Origin of the sequence: Novosphingobium rosa NBRC 15208, from assembly GCF_001598555.1 — a bacterium.
Classification (GTDB): Bacteria; Pseudomonadota; Alphaproteobacteria; order Sphingomonadales; family Sphingomonadaceae; genus Novosphingobium; species Novosphingobium rosa.
In genome coordinates this window covers 1-16,623 of record NZ_BCZE01000113.1, presented here as the reverse complement: position 1 = coordinate 16,623, position 16,623 = coordinate 1, and the positions used below count along the sequence as shown (strand labels likewise).

The 16,623-nt window shown below is 61.0% G+C and carries 14 protein-coding genes and 1 tRNA gene; 9 read left to right on the top strand and 6 right to left on the bottom strand.

Annotated elements, in window-relative coordinates; all coding sequences use genetic code 11:
* A partial coding sequence (locus SR3_RS28200) for an alcohol dehydrogenase catalytic domain-containing protein (protein ID WP_157099174.1) occupies positions 1-480 on the bottom strand: 480 nt, incomplete at its 3' end.
* Between the two features lie 187 nt (positions 481-667).
* On the opposite strand from SR3_RS28200, the gene SR3_RS28195 reads away from it, so the two are divergent.
* Together SR3_RS28195 and SR3_RS28190 are read left to right on the top strand one after the other, a co-directional pair.
* Positions 668-741, top strand: a tRNA-Cys gene (locus SR3_RS28195).
* Positions 742-907: 166 nt separating this feature from the next.
* Positions 908-2,155: a tyrosine-type recombinase/integrase gene (locus tag SR3_RS28190; RefSeq protein WP_068094050.1), complete on the top strand. Its 1,248-nt coding sequence runs from the start codon at positions 908-910 to the stop codon at positions 2,153-2,155.
* Positions 2,156-2,376: 221 nt separating this feature from the next.
* Here SR3_RS28190 and SR3_RS28185 read toward each other — a convergent pair whose 3' ends face one another.
* On the bottom strand, positions 2,377-2,601 hold the full coding sequence (locus tag SR3_RS28185; RefSeq protein WP_157099173.1) for a hypothetical protein: 225 nt from the start codon (positions 2,599-2,601) through the stop codon (positions 2,377-2,379).
* Positions 2,602-2,776: 175 nt separating this feature from the next.
* Positions 2,777-4,372, bottom strand: coding sequence for an RNA repair transcriptional activator RtcR (gene rtcR, locus SR3_RS28180; RefSeq protein WP_068094047.1), 1,596 nt, complete (start codon positions 4,370-4,372; stop codon positions 2,777-2,779).
* A gap of 259 nt (positions 4,373-4,631) precedes the next feature.
* On the opposite strand from rtcR, the gene SR3_RS28175 reads away from it, so the two are divergent.
* The 6 genes from SR3_RS28175 to SR3_RS28145 all read left to right on the top strand — a co-directional run bounded on the left by SR3_RS28175 (position 4,632) and on the right by SR3_RS28145 (position 12,472).
* The gene (locus tag SR3_RS28175) at positions 4,632-6,179 is read left to right on the top strand and encodes a vWA domain-containing protein (RefSeq protein ID WP_068094043.1); all 1,548 of its coding nucleotides are present in this window, start codon (positions 4,632-4,634) and stop codon (positions 6,177-6,179) included.
* Positions 6,180-6,807: 628 nt separating this feature from the next.
* Complete coding sequence (locus SR3_RS28165; RefSeq protein WP_068094040.1) at positions 6,808-8,034, top strand: RtcB family protein; 1,227 nt, start codon at positions 6,808-6,810, stop codon at positions 8,032-8,034.
* Between the two features lie 43 nt (positions 8,035-8,077).
* Positions 8,078-9,094: an RNA 3'-terminal phosphate cyclase gene (gene rtcA / locus SR3_RS28160; RefSeq protein WP_068094037.1), complete on the top strand. Its 1,017-nt coding sequence runs from the start codon at positions 8,078-8,080 to the stop codon at positions 9,092-9,094.
* 43 nt (positions 9,095-9,137) lie between these two features.
* Positions 9,138-9,668 carry an HD domain-containing protein gene (locus tag SR3_RS28155; RefSeq protein WP_068094033.1) on the top strand — a complete coding sequence of 177 codons (531 nt, stop codon included), beginning with the start codon at positions 9,138-9,140 and terminating at the stop codon, positions 9,666-9,668.
* 350 nt (positions 9,669-10,018) lie between these two features.
* Positions 10,019-10,543 carry a hypothetical protein gene (locus tag SR3_RS28150; protein ID WP_068094024.1) on the top strand — a complete coding sequence of 175 codons (525 nt, stop codon included), beginning with the start codon at positions 10,019-10,021 and terminating at the stop codon, positions 10,541-10,543.
* 1,455 nt (positions 10,544-11,998) lie between these two features.
* Positions 11,999-12,472, top strand: coding sequence for a hypothetical protein (locus SR3_RS28145; protein ID WP_068094022.1), 474 nt, complete (start codon positions 11,999-12,001; stop codon positions 12,470-12,472).
* 569 nt (positions 12,473-13,041) lie between these two features.
* Here the strand turns inward: SR3_RS28145 and SR3_RS28140 are convergent.
* The 3 genes from SR3_RS28140 to SR3_RS28130 all read right to left on the bottom strand — a co-directional run bounded on the left by SR3_RS28140 (position 13,042) and on the right by SR3_RS28130 (position 15,396).
* The gene (locus SR3_RS28140; protein ID WP_157099172.1) at positions 13,042-13,872 is read right to left on the bottom strand and encodes a hypothetical protein; all 831 of its coding nucleotides are present in this window, start codon (positions 13,870-13,872) and stop codon (positions 13,042-13,044) included.
* 458 nt (positions 13,873-14,330) lie between these two features.
* Positions 14,331-15,050: an RES family NAD+ phosphorylase gene (locus SR3_RS28135; RefSeq protein WP_068094018.1), complete on the bottom strand. Its 720-nt coding sequence runs from the start codon at positions 15,048-15,050 to the stop codon at positions 14,331-14,333.
* On the bottom strand, positions 15,022-15,396 hold the full coding sequence (locus tag SR3_RS28130) for an antitoxin Xre-like helix-turn-helix domain-containing protein (protein ID WP_068094013.1): 375 nt from the start codon (positions 15,394-15,396) through the stop codon (positions 15,022-15,024). Before SR3_RS28130 ends, SR3_RS28135 begins: the two co-directional genes overlap by 29 nt.
* Positions 15,397-15,885: 489 nt before the next feature.
* On the opposite strand from SR3_RS28130, the gene SR3_RS28125 reads away from it, so the two are divergent.
* Positions 15,886-16,623: ArdC family protein (locus SR3_RS28125; RefSeq protein WP_084456009.1), on the top strand; the 738-nt coding region annotated here is incomplete at its 3' end.

The window sequence follows — 16,623 nt, the reverse complement described above, 5'->3', positions numbered from 1 at the left end:
CGGCGCGTCCTCACGGATTTTCGCCACGGCGATCTCGGGCAGAACGGTGAAGTTGCTGAAGGTGGAGCAGCCCATGTAATGAAAGATCGGCTGGCCCTTGTAGCTGAAACGCGTGGTGCCGTCGGGCATCAGCCCCTTGCCCTGCGTGGCGCGGATCGCGGTGCACAGGTTGGTCTTGCCCGAGAGGCAGCTTTTGCACTGGCGGCATTCGGGCGTGTAGAGCGGGATGACGTGATCGCCGGGCTTCACATAGGTGACGCCCGGGCCCACCTCGCGCACGATGCCCGCGCCCTCATGGCCCAGGATCGAGGGGAAGATGCCCTCGGAATCGAAGCCGTCCAGCGTGTAGGCATCGGTGTGGCAGATGCCCGTCGCCATGATCTCGACCAGCACTTCCCCCGCCTTGGGGCCTTCCAGATCGACTTCCACGATCTCCAGCGGCTTCTTGGCTTCAAAGGCGACGGCGGCGCGGGTCTTCATGGGACATATCTCCGGCAGGGTATGGTTCGGCAGGGCAAGCCCTGAGCGCCGGGAATGATAGGGGCAGGGGGCTGGCCTGTCACCCCGGCGGGGTGCGCCATGGTTTTGGAAAAAATGCGCAAGGATTCGGCTTGCATTGTAGAAAGCCCCCCGCTAGGAGCCCCGAACCACGCTTTCTACGCGATCTGGCCCGATGGCGGAGTGGTTACGCACCGGACTGCAAATCCGTTTACGCCGGTTCGATTCCGGCTCGGGCCTCCATCTTCCATTCCCACACCCTCCCATGCCGTCCCGCAAACGGCTGTTTTCCGCCGTTTTTGTCTGGTATGATGGTCCCATCGATCTCGGGCCATTTCACCAAATCTCACCCATTTGATGGTAGCTTTGATGGTATGGCCCGGACTGGCTCTGGGGAGATACCATCAACATGACGGAAAATCGTTCAAAGTCAGGGCTTACCGCCGCATCCGTGTCGCGCGCGAAGCCCAACAACAAGCCCTATAAGCTGAGCGACCGCGACGGTCTTTATCTGCTGGTCGAACCGACTGGCGGTCGTGTCTGGCGCATGAACTACCGCATTCATGGCAAGCAAAAGACCATGACCTTTGGTCGATGGCCCGAACTCCTTCTAGGGGAGGCGCGCGAGCGGCTTCTTGAAGCAAGGCGGCTCCTGGGCAGAGGCATTGATCCGGTCGACCAGGCCAAGCTGGAAAAGGTCGCCAAATCCCTGGCGGCGTCTCATACCTTCGAGGCAATGGCCGGGGAATGGCTGGAGAAGATCACGGCTGATGGCGCGGCACCGATGACGATAAAAAAGGCGCGCTGGCTTTTGGGGAAGCTCTATCCGGCGATTGGGCGGCGCCCGGTTCAAGAAATCTCGGCGCATGAACTGCTCTTGGCGCTCAAAAAAATTGAGGCCACGAAACGCTACAACGCCGCCAATCGGGCGCGAACTGCAGCGAGCCAGGTGTTCAGATACGCCATTGCCACCGCGCGAGCCGAACGGGACGTCGCCTCCGATCTGCGCGGCGCATTGGTTGCGCCCAAAGCAACCCACCGCGCTGCGATCCTCTTGCCGACCGAGGCGGGAGCCCTGCTTCGGAGCATTGATGACTATGAGGGGAACGGGTTGACCCGCATCGCCATGCGAATGCTGGCCCATGTGTTTGTACGACCCGGCGAATTGCGTTGGGCCGAGTGGAGCGAATTCGATCTTGAGAAGCAGGTCTGGACTATCCCCGGACATAAGATGAAAATGCGCCACCCACATAGGGTACCGCTGAGCCGCCAGGTGATCGCGATTATTGGTGAAATCGAGCACGACGCCACCTTCAGCAGCTTTCTCTTTCCCTCGCTGAGGTCGGTGGACAGACCGATGTCGGATAACACGATCAATGCGGCTTTACGTAGAATGGGTTATTCGAAGGAGCAGATGACGGGGCATGGGTTCCGTGCCTTGGCGGCAACCTTGCTCAATGAAATGGGGTGCTGGAATCCGGATGCGATCGAGCGGCAGCTTGCTCATGCAGAAAGCAATTCAGTTCGACGAGCCTATACTCGTGGCGGGTACTGGGACGAACGGGTTCGCATGATGCAGCATTGGTCCGATCACCTTGACAAGATGCGGGATGGAGCAACGATCTTGAGGCCGAAATTTGGGCATAGTGGCTCATAACAACAGCATTGGGAGCTCGGCCATCGGGCGCGCTGATGGGATTAGCCCGTCAGATTTCAGGAAATGGGAATGCGAGGGAACTCCTCCGAGCGAGGCACATTTGGGACGGTCGCTGCAGACTATGCGCCCGTCCCCAAAACCTTGGAGGGGGTCGACGACGGTAACTCGTTCTTGGCTACCCGCCCTCGATAAAAAAGCGTTTGGACATCCCTTCGCCGCCATCAGCATACAGGTCCATGCGACAACGCAAGAGACAAGTGCCAAGCCATACGCAGCTTGAGCAACTCTATCAGATCCGGATTCATGAACGCGTAATTGTCCGGAATATCCAAACAGATGACATGCTGCCCACGCAAGCTACTACGAAAACGCTTTTGCAGCTTGGTGCGATGCTCCCGCTCCATCATCACGATCATATCGGCGCATGCGACCAGCTCTGCGCTCAAGGGGTTTTCGGCATCATGATTGGTGCCTACGGAAGAGACCTCAAACCCCGGATATACCTTAATTCGCGCCCTGGCCGCGATGGGCCTCGCCTGGAATATCGCGCTGCCGGAAGATCTGGGGCGCGACAAGGTGCTGGCACGGGTGGGACCTGCCTAGCCGGAGCTGACGTAGACGTCAGCCTTTGGCCCTGCCGATCGCTTCCCAATCCAGCGCGAAACGGGCGAGATATTTGCGCAAACGGTCCGCATCATTGGTGCTGGCGCGCTTCTCGCGTGAGGCGGCGAACAGTTGCCGCCCGGCCTCTGACAGGGAGCGGCTGGCCTGACAGGTCTCGATCACATAGGCGAGTTGGATGCGATCGAAGGGATCGATCTCTGCCAGCGCTTCCGCGCCCAGCAGAGTGTCCAGCCCATCACTCCCGTGATCCGCGCCGGACCAGAGGTGAGTGAGGCGGGTGATTTCCTTGACCACCGTCTCCACATCGATGCGGCCCTTGGGCGAAAAGGTGGCCATGCGGGTAACACTGGCCGCCAGATCGCGGAAATTGCCGGACCAGCTAGCCAGGGGCGATGTGGCGAAGGAAAGGTAACGCTCGCGTGCTTCCTTGTTGAAGGTGATGCGCTCGCCCTCGCGCTCGGCATGGCGGTCGAGTTCGTAATCAAGATTGGGGGCGATGTCCTCACGCCGCTGGGCAAGACCGGGCAAAGCGAAGGTCCACAGGTTGAGGCGGGCGAAAAGATCTTCGCGGAATGTGCCTTCGGCCACGCAGCGGGCCAAATCGCGGTTGGTGCCGGCGATCAGCTGGAAATCGCTTTCGGTTTCCCGGTCCGCGCCGACGGGCAGGAAGCGCTTGTCCTCAATGGCGCGCAGAATCATCGCCTGCTCGTCCAGCCCGAGTTCGCCGATTTCATCGAGGAACAGCATGCCGCCATCGGCGCTGCGCAAAAGGCCCGCGCGATCTGCCGCCGCGCCGGTGAAGGCGCCCTTTTTGTGGCCGAAGAGGGCGGACATGGCGCTGTCGCCGCGCAAGGTGGCACAATTGACCTCGACAAAGCTGCCGCCAACTTGCCGCTTCAGCTTTTTCAGATCGAAAATGCGGCGGGCGAGTTGGCTTTTGCCTGCTCCCGTCGGCCCCATCAGCAGGATCGGCGCGCGGGTGCGGCTGGCGACCTGCTCGATCTCGTCGATCATCGTGTTGAAGGCCGGGTTGCGGGTTTCGATGCCCGATTTCAGGAAAGAGGTGCTTTCCGCGCTCTCACTGGCGAAGCGGGTGGCGATGCTGTCGTATCGCGAGAGGTCGAGGTCGATCACGCTCCATATGCCCAGGGCATCGGGCGCGCCGCGCTTGGGCTGGCTCTGGAGCAGGCGGCCGGGCAGGTAATGCGCCTCGGTCAACAGGAACAGGCAGATCTGCGCCACATGCGTGCCGGTGGTGATGTGGATCAGCAGATCCTCCGCCTCCGGATCGAAGGGCTGGGCCCGCGCGAAGTCCAGCAGCTTGCCATAGACTTCCTCGAAATCCCAAGGGTCCTTGAAGTCGATGGTGTGCCGCTCGACCAGCGTCTCAGGAGAAACCGAGGCAATGTCTTCCGCCACATATTCGGCCAGACGGCTATGGCCCGTGCCATGGATCATCATGAAGCGGTCGATCCGCAGATCCTCATGCATGCACAGCCCCACCGAGGGCCGCCATTTATTCCAGCGCGAAGGGCCGAATTTGGAGGCATCCAGCGTGGAGCCGAGAAAGCTGATGACGGTGGTTGGCTTCATGCGCCAGATTTCTATCACTTTATCTCACAGGATACAAATTCAGGAAATCTCAAAACAGCATTCTTTGCGCCAATCTTGGGATTGTAAAAAATTATCACTTTAAAACAGAATGATGTATTTTTTCGGAAAGCCCCTCCTCCAAACTGGCACGCCCCCTGCAGTTCATTGGGCGTCGGGTCGGTCGAACAGCCCGACAGGCAGGTGAGACGGGGCGGATGGAATAGGCCATCCGCCCCGGAAGACCGGAAGGATTTTCGTCATGGCCAATCAGAGCCTTTTTGCATCGCTGACCGCCAAGGTCTGGCCGCGCGCCGATACGGCCAACCAGTCCGGCGCGCCCGCCTATGCCTATGGCCCCGAGGCCAAGCTGGCTCATCTGGCTGCGACGGGGACGCTGGCCGATGGGTTTTATTCCGGTGCCGAGTCGCAGCTGGCCGATGTGCTGGCAGCGGCTCAGGCGGTTTCGCCCGAGTTTGTGGCCAAGGCTGCGGTCTATGCCCGCACCTTCGGCGCGATGAAGGATATGCCTGCCCTGCTGGCGGCCTATCTGACCGTTGCCGATCCCGATCTGGCGGTCCCCGTGTTCCGCCGCGTGATCGACAATGGGCGCATACTGCGCAGCTTTGTGCAAATCATGCGTTCGGGTCAGGTGGGACGTAGCTCGCTGGGCACTCGCCCCAAGCGGCTGGTCAAGGAGTGGCTGGAGCAAGCCTCGATGCCTCGCCTGATGGCGGCTGCGACGGGCACCAGCCCCAGCCTCGCCGATGTGGTGAAGATGGTGCATCCCGCTCCGGCGGATGCGGAACGGCGCGCGTTTTACGGCTGGCTGATCGGCAAGCCCTATGATGTCGCTGCCTTGCCGCAGGAGATCGCCGCCTTCGAAGCATGGAAGCGTGAGCCCAAGGGCGAGTTGCCTCCGGTGCCTTTCGAATGGCTGACTGCTTTCCCGCTTTCGGGCGAGCAGTGGGCCGTGCTGGCCAGCCGCATGGGCTGGCAGGCGCTGCGTATGAACCTCAACACGCTGGCGCGTAACGGTGCCTTTAGCGTGAAGGGCGTGACCGAAGCGGTGGCCGCAAGGCTGGCCGATGCGGAGACCATCGCCCGTGTCCGCCCCCTGCCCTATCAACTGATGGTGGCTTTGGGGCAGGCCGGGGATGGCGTGCCGCTGGCGGTTCAGGCTGCTCTGGAAAGTGCGCTGGAAACCTCGCTGGCGCTGGTGCCCGCGCTGGAAGGGCGGATCGTGGTCTGCCCCGACGTGTCGGGTTCGATGGGTTCGCCTGTCACCGGCTATCGCAAGGGTGCCAGTTCGCAGGTGCGTTGCATCGATGTTGCCGCTCTGGTTGCCGCCGCTGTGCTGCGCCGGAACAGCAAGGCTCGGGTCATCCCCTTCGAGCAGCAGGTGGTGGCGCTGGACCTCGATCCCCATGCCCGCGTCGCCGTGAATGCGGCGAGGCTGGCGGGGATCGGCGGGGGCGGCACCAATGTCTCGGCGCCTTTGGCGCTCCTCAACAGGGAGCGGGCGAAGGTGGATATGGTGGTGATCGTCTCGGATAATCAGTCCTGGGTCGATCCCTCGCGATACGGCGCTACGGCGACGATGGCGGAATGGAGCAAGCTGAAGGCCCGCAACCCGGGCGCGAAGCTGATCTGCATCGACATCCAGCCCTATGGCACCACGCAGGCCCAGGACGGCAAGGGCATCATGAATGTCGGCGGCTTCACCGATGCGGTGTTCGACGCGATGGCTCGTTTCGCCAAGGGTGAAACGCGCGATTGGGTCAGCATCGTCAACCAAACGGAGGTGTGAGAAAGATCACGGCGAATGCCGGAACGGACTACATTGTCACTGTGGATGTCGCGGGTTCGAATCCCGCTCGCCCGGAAACGGGCGATAGCTCAGCCTGGTAGAGCGCCAGCCCCTCGGGGCGGTCTGTTTCAACTCTCGTCGCCGTGATCCTTATCGATCCATTTTACCAGATAGCCGTGGCGAATGCCGGCGGGACTACATGTCACCAAACCGAGGTCCGACGAGTCAAAGCGCCCTTGAGGCTGATGCCGAAAGGGAGATGCGGGTTCGAATCCCGCCGACGACACGTAACTTAAGGACCGCGTCTCGCCATACCTCGTCGCCACGGCCGACTGTTCATTCACGGCGAATGCCGGGCAAGGACTACATCCTCTCACGATGCAGGTGCGGGTTCGAATCCTGCCGGGGCCACCACTGTGAGGCCTCGTAGCTTAACGGTAGAGCGGCGCCCTTTCGGGCAATGTCTTTCCCATACCTCGTCGCCGTGACCCATTTTAACGCTGGCGAATGCCGGTGGGACTACATCGGGTAAGGCCCAAGGGCCGAGCGGTTCAATTCCGCACCGGAGAAATCCGGAAGTCTCGCCAAATCTCGTCGCCGGCACCATGATTGATAAAGGAGGTCAGCCATGACCGAGACGACCTATGATGTGATGGCCCGTGAGGGCGGCGTGCCAGTAAAGATGTGGACGCGCGGCGTGCCCGTGGAGGACGAAGCGCGCGACCAGCTGTCGCGCGCCGCGCAGATGCCCTTTGTCTTCAAGCATGTGGCGGCGATGCCCGACGTGCATGTGGGGATCGGCGCCACGGTGGGATCGGTGATCCCGACGAAGGGCGCGGTGATCCCGGCGGCGGTGGGTGTCGATATCGGCTGCGGCATGATGGCGGCGCGCACCTCTCTGATGGCGCATGATCTGCCTGACTCGCTGGAGGGCATCCGCAGCGCCATCGAACAGGCTGTGCCACATGGGCGCAGCGTGGGGCGCGGCAAGCGCGACCATGGATCCTGGGGCAGCCCGCCCCCGGCGATTGTCGAGGCCTGGGCCACGCTGGCGGTACGGTTCGAGCGGATCTGCGCCAAACATCCCCGGCTGAAGAACACCAACAATCTGACGCATCTGGGCACGCTGGGCACGGGCAATCACTTTATCGAACTGTGTCTTGATCAGGAGGCGCGGGTCTGGGTGATGCTGCATTCGGGGTCGCGCGGCGTGGGCAATGCCATCGGCACCTTCTTCATCGAACTGGCCAAGCAGGACATGCGCAAATGGCATATCAACCTGCCCGATCAGGATCTCGCCTACTTCCCGGAAGGCACCGACCATTTCGACGATTATGTCGAGGCAGTCGGCTGGGCTCAGGACTTTGCCGCTCTGAACCGCAGGATGATGATGGTGAATGTCATCGCCGCCCTGCGCAAACAGATCAGCAAGCCTTTCGAGACCGAGCTGGAAGCGGTGAACTGCCATCACAACTATGTGAGCCGTGAAAACCACTTCGGCGAGAACGTGCTGGTCACCCGCAAGGGGGCGGTGCGTGCGGCCAAGGGCACTCTGGGGATCATCCCGGGCTCGATGGGGGCGAAGAGCTTCATCGTGCGCGGGCTGGGCAATCCGGAGAGCTTCGACAGCTGTAGCCATGGTGCGGGGCGGATCATGTCGCGCACGGCAGCCAAGAAGCTGGTCACGCTCGATGAACATATCCGCGATACGGCGGGCGTGGAATGCCGCAAGGACGTGGGCGTGATCGATGAGACGCCCCGCGCCTACAAGCCGATTGAAGCTGTGATGGCCGCTCAGGCTGATCTGGTGGAGATCGTCCATACGTTGAAGCAGGTGGTCTGCGTGAAGGGATAAACCCTTGGCGCAGGGCACCAGCCCTGATTGAATGAAGAGACAGATGATTACGATTGATGGATCGGAAGGCGAAGGCGGCGGGCAGATGGTGCGCAATTCATGCGCTCTGTCGCTGGTGACCGGCAAGCCTTTCCGCATCACCGATGTTCGCGGCAAGCGTTCGCGCCCCGGCCTGATGCGCCAGCATGTGACAGCAGTGGAGGCCGCCTGCGCGATCTCCGGCAGCGAACGCAGCGGGCTGACGGTCGGTTCCTCGGAGCTGACCTTCCGCCCCGGCAAGGTGACGCCCGGCGAGTACCACTTCGCCGTCGGCACGGCGGGCAGCACCGGGCTGGTGCTGCAGACGGTGCTGATGCCGCTCGTGCTGGCCGATAGCCCCTCGCGGCTGGTGCTGGAGGGCGGCACGCATAACATGATGGCGCCGCCCTTCGATTTTATCGAGCGTGTGTTCCTGCCGGTGATCAACCGAATGGGGCCGCAGGTTTCGGCGCGCCTGCTGCGGCATGGTTTCTACCCGCGCGGCGGCGGGCGGATCGAGGTGGAGATCAACCCCGCTCCGCTGCGCCCGATCGAGTGCTTTGACCGTGGCGAAACGCTGGATGTGGCGGGCCATGCCCTGTTCACCGGCCTGCCCTTCAATGTCGCCCAGCGTATGTTGGCGCGGGCGGCGGAAGGCTTGCCGGATTGGGCGCAGGATGCTTTCGCCTTGCGCCAATTGCCCGAGGATCAGGGGCCGGGCGTCATCCTGATGCTGGAGGCGCGCTATGCTCACGCCACCGAGATCGTCAGCGGTTTCGGCCAATTGGGCGTGCCTGCCGAAAGGCTGGCCAAAACGGCGTCGGCGCGGATGAAGGGCTATCTGGAAGCCAAGGCTTTTGCCGGGCCCTATCTGGCCGATCAGCTGATCCTGCCTTTCGTGCTGGCGGGCGGCGGCGGTTTCACCACCGTCAAGCCCAGCCAGCATCTGCTGACGGCCATCGATATTGCCCAGCGTTTCACGGGCAAGCGGATCAGCGTGGTGCAGCAACCGGAGGGCGAGCATCTGGTTACCGTGGCGTAACAAGGCGTTGGGTTCAGTGGACAATCATGCGAAAGGGGCAGGTATGAATGATCTCGTGTCCCGCGCCCTGAGCTTTGCAACCGAAGCCCACGCCAGTGTGCAGCAAATCCGCAAATACACCGGCGAGCCCTATATCAACCACCCCATCGAGGTGATGGGCATCGTGAAGACGGCGGCCCATCACAATGACGTGATGCTGGCCGCCGCTCTGCTGCATGACACGATCGAGGACACGCCCGTCACGCGCGAGGATGTCGAGCGGGAGTTTGGCGCCGACGTTGCGCAGATGGTCTGGGATCTGACCGATCAGTGCCATGAGGGCAATCGCGCCGCCCGCAAGGCTGCCGAGGCGGTGCGGCTGGGCACGATCTCGCCCGATGCGCAGACCGTGAAGCTGGCTGACATCATCAGCAACACGGCCTCCATCGTCGCGCATGATCCGGGCTTTGCGATGAAATATCTGCGCGAGGTGCTGCACGCGTTGGAGGCGATGACTCAGGGCGATGCAGGTCTGCATGCCCGCGCCATGGCTCAGATCGAAGAGGCCAGGGATACGATCGGGTTCAATCCATGACATTGGCGATGAAGCGGTTCGTGCCGCTGGTGCGCATCGCGGGCATCTATTCAGCACTTTGACGCCCAGTTCTGATCTGGACTTTAACGGCGTCGATCTGCCCAGCGGTGAAGAATCGTGCCAGCATGTTTGCGGATAACCAGCCTTTTGGTTCCGCTGGCGAGATGGCGATGGCATTCTGAGCTGCGGGTGGCCGCCTTATGGTCACGCCCAACGGGAAACTGGAATACGGTTTTCATATGGCGCCAGAGAAGAGGTGATCGCATGGGTGAAAATCACGGTCGGGATCATGAAGTTACGAGCTGGATCGTTCTGGAAGCGAAGGGAGGGGCCGATGCGTAACGCAGCCCTTGCTCGCTCCGAACCGGCCGGACACCTGCGCCTTGGCTCATTCGGGCTTCATGCTCGATGACCTTCAGGTCTTCACCTCCATTCCAGCGCATGACCATGAGGTCGTCGTGCTGCGGGGGGCCGTGGTGGTCTATGACACCAGCGCGCTCCATTTCGGAGAAATTCAGGAAAACGCATTTTTTGTCATTGAGCGGCAGCGACCTGCCCGGCTGGCCCAGCGGAAAGGAGGCCAGATCTTGAAATACACGCTGGGCTTCAAGGCCGACAAGCACACCATCGATCGCGCGGATGCGCTGTGTAAGAAGCATTCAGTGTCGCGCTCGGATCTGCTCCGTGTTGCCTGGTGGAGTGGCCTTGATGGCTTAGAAGCGGGGCGAGCCATCAATCATGCTCGGCTGGCACAGTTGACCAAGTATATGCAGACAGCCCTCTTGGTGCTGCTTCAGGAACTGGCTTCAAAGCGCGAGCCCGATATGGCAGCCACGATGAAGATGCGGTACGAGAAGTACCACATGAAGCTTTGATGCCTCTGCGCCGTGCAGTTGCAGCCACGGTTGCAAAACGCGTCGGCCAGCGCCAGAAGGGCAATTACTGGCCGACACGCCCCCGCCCGGATCGGTGGCCCTTGGCGAGGACGTTCCGGCTAGCGTTGCGATCCTGCGGGTAAGCTGAAGAAAAGGGGCAGCTAGGGTTCACCTATGTTCCGTCAGGTTAAGTCAGCCGGTCGAGCATCATGGCCGCGCAGTAGAGTTTGCCTCACGTTGCGGCTAATCTCTCCGCCGCGCCAGTTTCAGGAATGGCGGGAATGAGCCATTTTCGGGCTGCGCCGAAAAAGGTCGATACCCCCCAGACCTCCTATAATTCGCCGGACCGATGCCGTTTATGATTCTGCAGACGGAAAACTCCTCAAAGCTTACCTCTGTGTTTTGTGTATCCGGGCACCTAGCGACCACTATTGTCCGGATACGCAATCCATCTCCCCAACGAGATCAGGCTCTTTCCCGGCAGCGGGAAGAATAGCGATACCCCACATTTAAGCGATAATCCGTTTGGGGTACGCCCTATCATCTAGGAACCGCCCCAGCCTGTGCCTCGTTCTTTGTGCATGCCAATCGCGAGATTTACAGCAAAATTGGACCCGTTGTTCTGGGAACTGTGGGCCGACTTTTCGGAGAATTGCCGCAGCATCGGCTTGCAAAAATACGGAAATAGGCCCGTTTTGCTTCCGACCCTGCCTTTTTCCCAGGCATATTTGGTTGACGACGAATTTGGCGAATATCTCGAAGTCAGAGATTTTTTCAGCGGAAACCCGACACCGAGCGCCGGCGCAGGACAATTGAGAAGCCCCGGTCGACTAATCTAGATTAGTCATTCCCCTCGGTTTTTGCCTCTTCCCATTCCGCATATACACGGTAGTCATGCGGCGCGGGGTCTCGATACCAAGCCTATCCCGTGCGTTTAACGGTTGCGACCCGTTCGATGGAATTCTTAGCGTTTTCTTTGACCACCGAGTGACGGCGCTGAGAAGGTTGGTTCGGTATCGAGGGGGCTGTAAGGCTCAAGGGAGCCAACCGCTTTCCCTGAAGACCAGCTAGCTTGCAGGGGGCGGCACTGGCTGCGCTTTGGCGCTCCCGGGCAGCGAATCTCCGCTTCGGTATGGCGACAAGGCATAGGCGGCCAGAACCAAGCCAATGAACAACAGAAATATGATGCGGCTCGCCGTGACCACTTGAGATCCCTTGTTGCGGAGGCCTCTTACACGGTCGGTCCAAGTCTCCGCAATAGTACGGATGTGGGTGCAGCCCGCGCATTCGGGGTAGTGTCTATCGCTGGAACCGACCCTACCCCCCCCCCGCTGGTCGGGAACGCACGCATTCATCGCCGCCACTAATCGCTGCAAGAGTGGGCAGCTGACTCACTATAGATCACAAGTCAATCAGAAAATGTCGGTTAGGGGGCGACACAAATCTGGGGGATATATGAAATTGACGGGATATGCTCTGGTCGTCGCAATGCTGGCGGTGACAACCTCTGCCTCTGCGCAAGCGCCTGTTGAGCAAGCGACTTTACGGCATTTAACGGTCTCGCCGAATACTGAAGTGGTCTTGGCGCCTAATGACACTCTTGTCACAAAATCCGTCAAGGTCGGCGACAAGTTATGCATCTCGACCGTGTTCGACGTCATGCAGGACGGCTTTGTGCTGATCCCGCGCGGTACGTCTGGCGAGGCGACTGTAACCTATCGTACCGGCAAGGGCTCTTTCGGCAAGTCAGGTAAGATGGAAGTGGCGTTCAACTATCTCGATCTGAATGGCCGCCATATTCCGCTGACGGGGACCTATCGCCAAGAAGGCCAGGGCAATACCGGCGTTGCCGTAGGCGCTGTAGTGGCCGTGGGCGTGTTCGGTACTTACGTAAACGGCCATTCCGCCACGCTGGTAGCTGGACAGTAGCTGCGGGCTCACACCGTGGAATCGCTGGCGTTCAACCTTCCTGCTGGCGTGGTGGCGATCCAGACTGCCAGTTTGGCGCCTGCAGCGCCCATGGCAACTCCTGCCGCTCCCGTGACGGCAACTGCTGCTGCACCCGCCGCTCAAGCTGCGCCCGCCCCTGCAGCAGCCACAGTGCCTGCAGCAGCTGTGCCTACTGAAGGCGGTACCGTCACGAAGCCGGTTCCGACTGCTTAATTAGGTCAGGCGGCGCATATCTGACCAAAGGCGCCGTTCAAGGCGTGCTCCAGCTCCTATCCAAGCTCGGGCACGCCGACCTTTGTAGCGCGACAAACTGGATGATGATTGCGCTTCAATTCAGGATAAGAATGTGATTGTTGCAGCGCGTCGATCGGTGCCTGTTTAGATTGTCGCTGTTCGTCGTTCTCATCTTGATTGTCGCGGTTTCTCACCGAGATCGCCGCGCGACACGAACGCATTAATGGCGCTCCCGAGCGGCCTCGCGTGTTCTTGTTCGTGCAGGTGGGGCCGAAGGCCTTTCAAGCGGCAGCTTAGTTGCATTGCTGAATGAATCACGTGACAATGATAAACTGCTCGATGGCAATCGATGTCACGGGCCCTGGCGTTAATGCCTCGCCTTGGGCCCGTGCCTTGATCGTAAGCCTGGACGAAACATTCAGGTTGATCGCATAGCAAAGCGTATCTGATTCGGCTGGGCAGGTTTCGATCTTGTCGAGCCTGGACAGATCGCCGTTCTCAAGGATCGCAGCTTCGCAGGTGGAGCCTTTCGGCTCGTAAACGCTGGGGCATGGCTGTGCTTTGAGTGTGCCCAGACGAACGGCTTTGACCGCTGCTTCCAGCACCAGCGCGCCTTGCACGGCAGTATGGGCATCTGGCGCTCCAAACCAGTTCGCTTTGTCATCGTGGCCAGCCGCGGCGCATTTGGGCTGCCAGACATCGGCCTGCCGGTCTGCATCTTCGGGTTCAGGCGTTGGCAATCTGATGATGTGGAACGATGGCGCCGCTTCGATGCCATAGGGGCGCACTGGCGCGTCCTCGGGCGCCTGACCCTGTTCTGTCTGTGCGTATCGCAGGCTCAACTCATCCCGGCGGCAGAGCCCATCGAACTCCGTCCCATAAGCTTTCGTCACCAGATACACGCCATGAAGCTGCCGAAACATACCTGATCGGATCTGGCGAACGGGCGTCAGCACGGAAAGCAGATCTTTTTGAACGGTACGGTTCGCCGCTTGAGGGGACAGCTCCACAAGCTCTCGTGTTGATGCGCCATCCTGTGCGGCCACTGCCGTGCAACATAGCAGCAATGCGGTCGCGACAATCCCCAGACCAGCCAATCCTCGATACATGCCATCTCCCGTGAATGCGTGGGCAAGATGGGGCATGGGCAGCCGCACTGCAATGCGGATGTCGGCCCGATGAACGGCAATGTGCCGTCCAGCCTCGGCCAACTCGCCTTGAGGGGCCAAGTGCGGGGACGCCACCCCGAGCGATCAGCCCAAGCGGCTGAATGGGAGGGTGTGGGAATGGAAGATGGAGGCCCGAGCCGGAATCGAAATTTTTATCTAACACTCTGAATTTTTTAGAAAATAATTACTGGAGTGTTGAGCCTACCATCACAATTACCATCATCCTCAGGTTCAAATAATTTTTTCGCCGATCTACGCGAAACCTAGAGGCTGACGTGCTTTGGCGAACAAGGCCGGGTGATTCGGGGCTATTATGCCCTATTTTCCTCAGGGGGTCAGCCAGCCATTGTTTGAGCTGCCTTCTGGAACATCGTTCGCGTAGTTCTTTGGGAGAGGTGGTCGTCCTTTGCTCCCCGGTGCAGCAACTCCTTGCTTCAAAATCCGAACTGCTCGCCCGAGAATTCATGCCGATCCGCGGAGGGGAAAGCGCCCAGCACCGAGAGGCGCCCATGCTGATGTCGAAAATGCCATGTGCGATGGATTGTGGGCGTGTTGTCTTCGAAGGCCTCGGGCGTGAGCACCACGATGTTGCATTGCCCTTCTGTCGCGCGGGCAGACAGCGTCCGGATCAGATCTGTTCGAGCGTCTCGTGCCTGGGTAGCGAGGCTTTGGCAGGCGGAATAGTCGTCAGGCGCCGTCCAGTCAGTCTTTTGCGCGGCGAATGGTGGGATCGTAAGATCCAGAGCCCGATCGGTCGCCACGCGCACATGGAAGCTGGTGTATTCCACGGTTGTGGTGGGCAGCGAGAAGCCGGGGGAGCGGCTAAAGAAGTGCAGGGACCAGTAAGCGGTCTCAGCAATGGCTGTGACCTCGGCCTCGGCGGCGTAGAAGATGCCGGGGCGTTCGTTGGCACAGCGGAAGCGACTGGCGCTCCTGTGCCCGTAGCGGAAGGGCGTGGCGAGCAGGAAATGCAGGTGCCGAGCGCCTTCCGGTACCATCGGTTTCACCTCCTCGGCGAGTTCCTCGAGCAAGGCCTGGGTTGCGCCGTCCCGCGCCAGCCGGTTGGTCGAGATCCGGTGCTGGCCTTCAACCAGTCGCCAGACCGTGCCCTTGTAAGGGCAATGCTCAGACGCGAGCGCGGTAGAAGTCCACATAGTCACACACTTCGATCAGGCCGCGCATCGTGTCGAGCTTATCGATCGGCCTGGCCGCCAGATCGAGATTGACCGTGGCGAGCCAGCTACGCACTGCGGTGTCATCGCTGCCAAGCAGGGCATCAAGGCTGCGGAACAGGCGCAGCAGCAGTTGGCCAGCTTCAAAGGATTTGGAGGCCGGGTCCAGCATGCTCCCGCCGCGCTTCAGGCGGGATATGGTCGGCGCGGAGAGGCCAAGGATTGCACCTAGCTTGTTGTTGCTAAGGGCCCAGAACTCGGCGATGCGGATGATGGCTTCGCTTAGCGCCGAGGCGCGATCAGTCTGCGGAGTGGCAAGTGCAATCATGGCGACCTCCTTTCACATGAAAGATATATGCCATGAACTGCCAAATGAACAGTCTGAATGCGATCGGGCTCTTGCCGGGTGGCTCTCGTCTCGGGACTTGAGGGTGCGAGGGGCCCTCGCGCGGCTGGGCCGCGCGACCGCGCTCTAGGACCAGCCACCGCTGGCGGTGGCTGGTCCCGGGGCCGCGATGCTCGCGTCCCCGCCTGCCGGTAACGATCACTGGGCTGAAACTGGAAGGTCGATTTGGCACCGCGCCAAGCGCGGTGGCGTCTTTGTTGGCCTTCCCCTCGACGTGGGTGTGGGCGGCGCTCCCTTATGGGCGAGCCCAGGCGACCCGCAAGCCAGCCGTCCCGGCTGGCTCCTCCACATGCGTTCCGGCCAAAGGTGCGGCCCGCCTTTGCGGGCCCGCCCGGCAGGTCGCTGATGCCGCCCACCCCCACGCCGGGGGGAAGCCCGGTGGGGTTTCAGGGTGATGCACGGAGAATAGCCATGCGTCAGGACATCCAGCGTCGCGCTAGGGGCAGGGTCGGGATCAGGGATTTTGCACCCGATGCCACCGGAGCGCGTGATACGCAGCCTCAGAACCAAAAACGGAACCAGCCATCCCAGCGCGCCAATCTTTATGATGAGGTGACGGCCCGCATCATTGCCCAGCTTGAGGAAGGCCGCTTTCCCTGGGTGCAGCCCTGGAGCGGTCCCTCGACGCGGGGAGGCGGGGTTAGCCCCGGTCTGCCTCGCAATGCCGTGAGCGGACGCAGCTATTCCGGAGTGAATGTACTGATCCTGTGGGGCGCGGTCATGGAGCACGCCTATCCCTCGCAGGGCTGGCTCACATTCCGGCAGGCGGTTGAGGCCGGGGGGAATGTGCGCCGGGGTGAGCGCGGGGTGACGGTCGTCTATGCTGATCGCTTTACCCCCGAGGCGGAGAAGGTGCGAGCACGCGATAGCGGAGAGGATGCGCGCAGCATTCCTTTCCTCAAGCGCTTCACGGTGTTCAATGTGGCGCAATGTGAGGGCCTGCCCGAAGGGTTGGGCGCGGACCCCGAGCCCTTGCCGGAACGACAGATCGCGCCTCTGGGCGATGCCGTCATCAAGGCATCGGGTGTGGAGTTTCACATTGGCGGCGAGCGCGCCTTCTATGTGCCCAGTGAAGACTATGTGCAGGTGCCGCCCCCGCTGGCCTACCATGACAGCATCAACTGGTATCGCACAGCCCTTCATGAACTG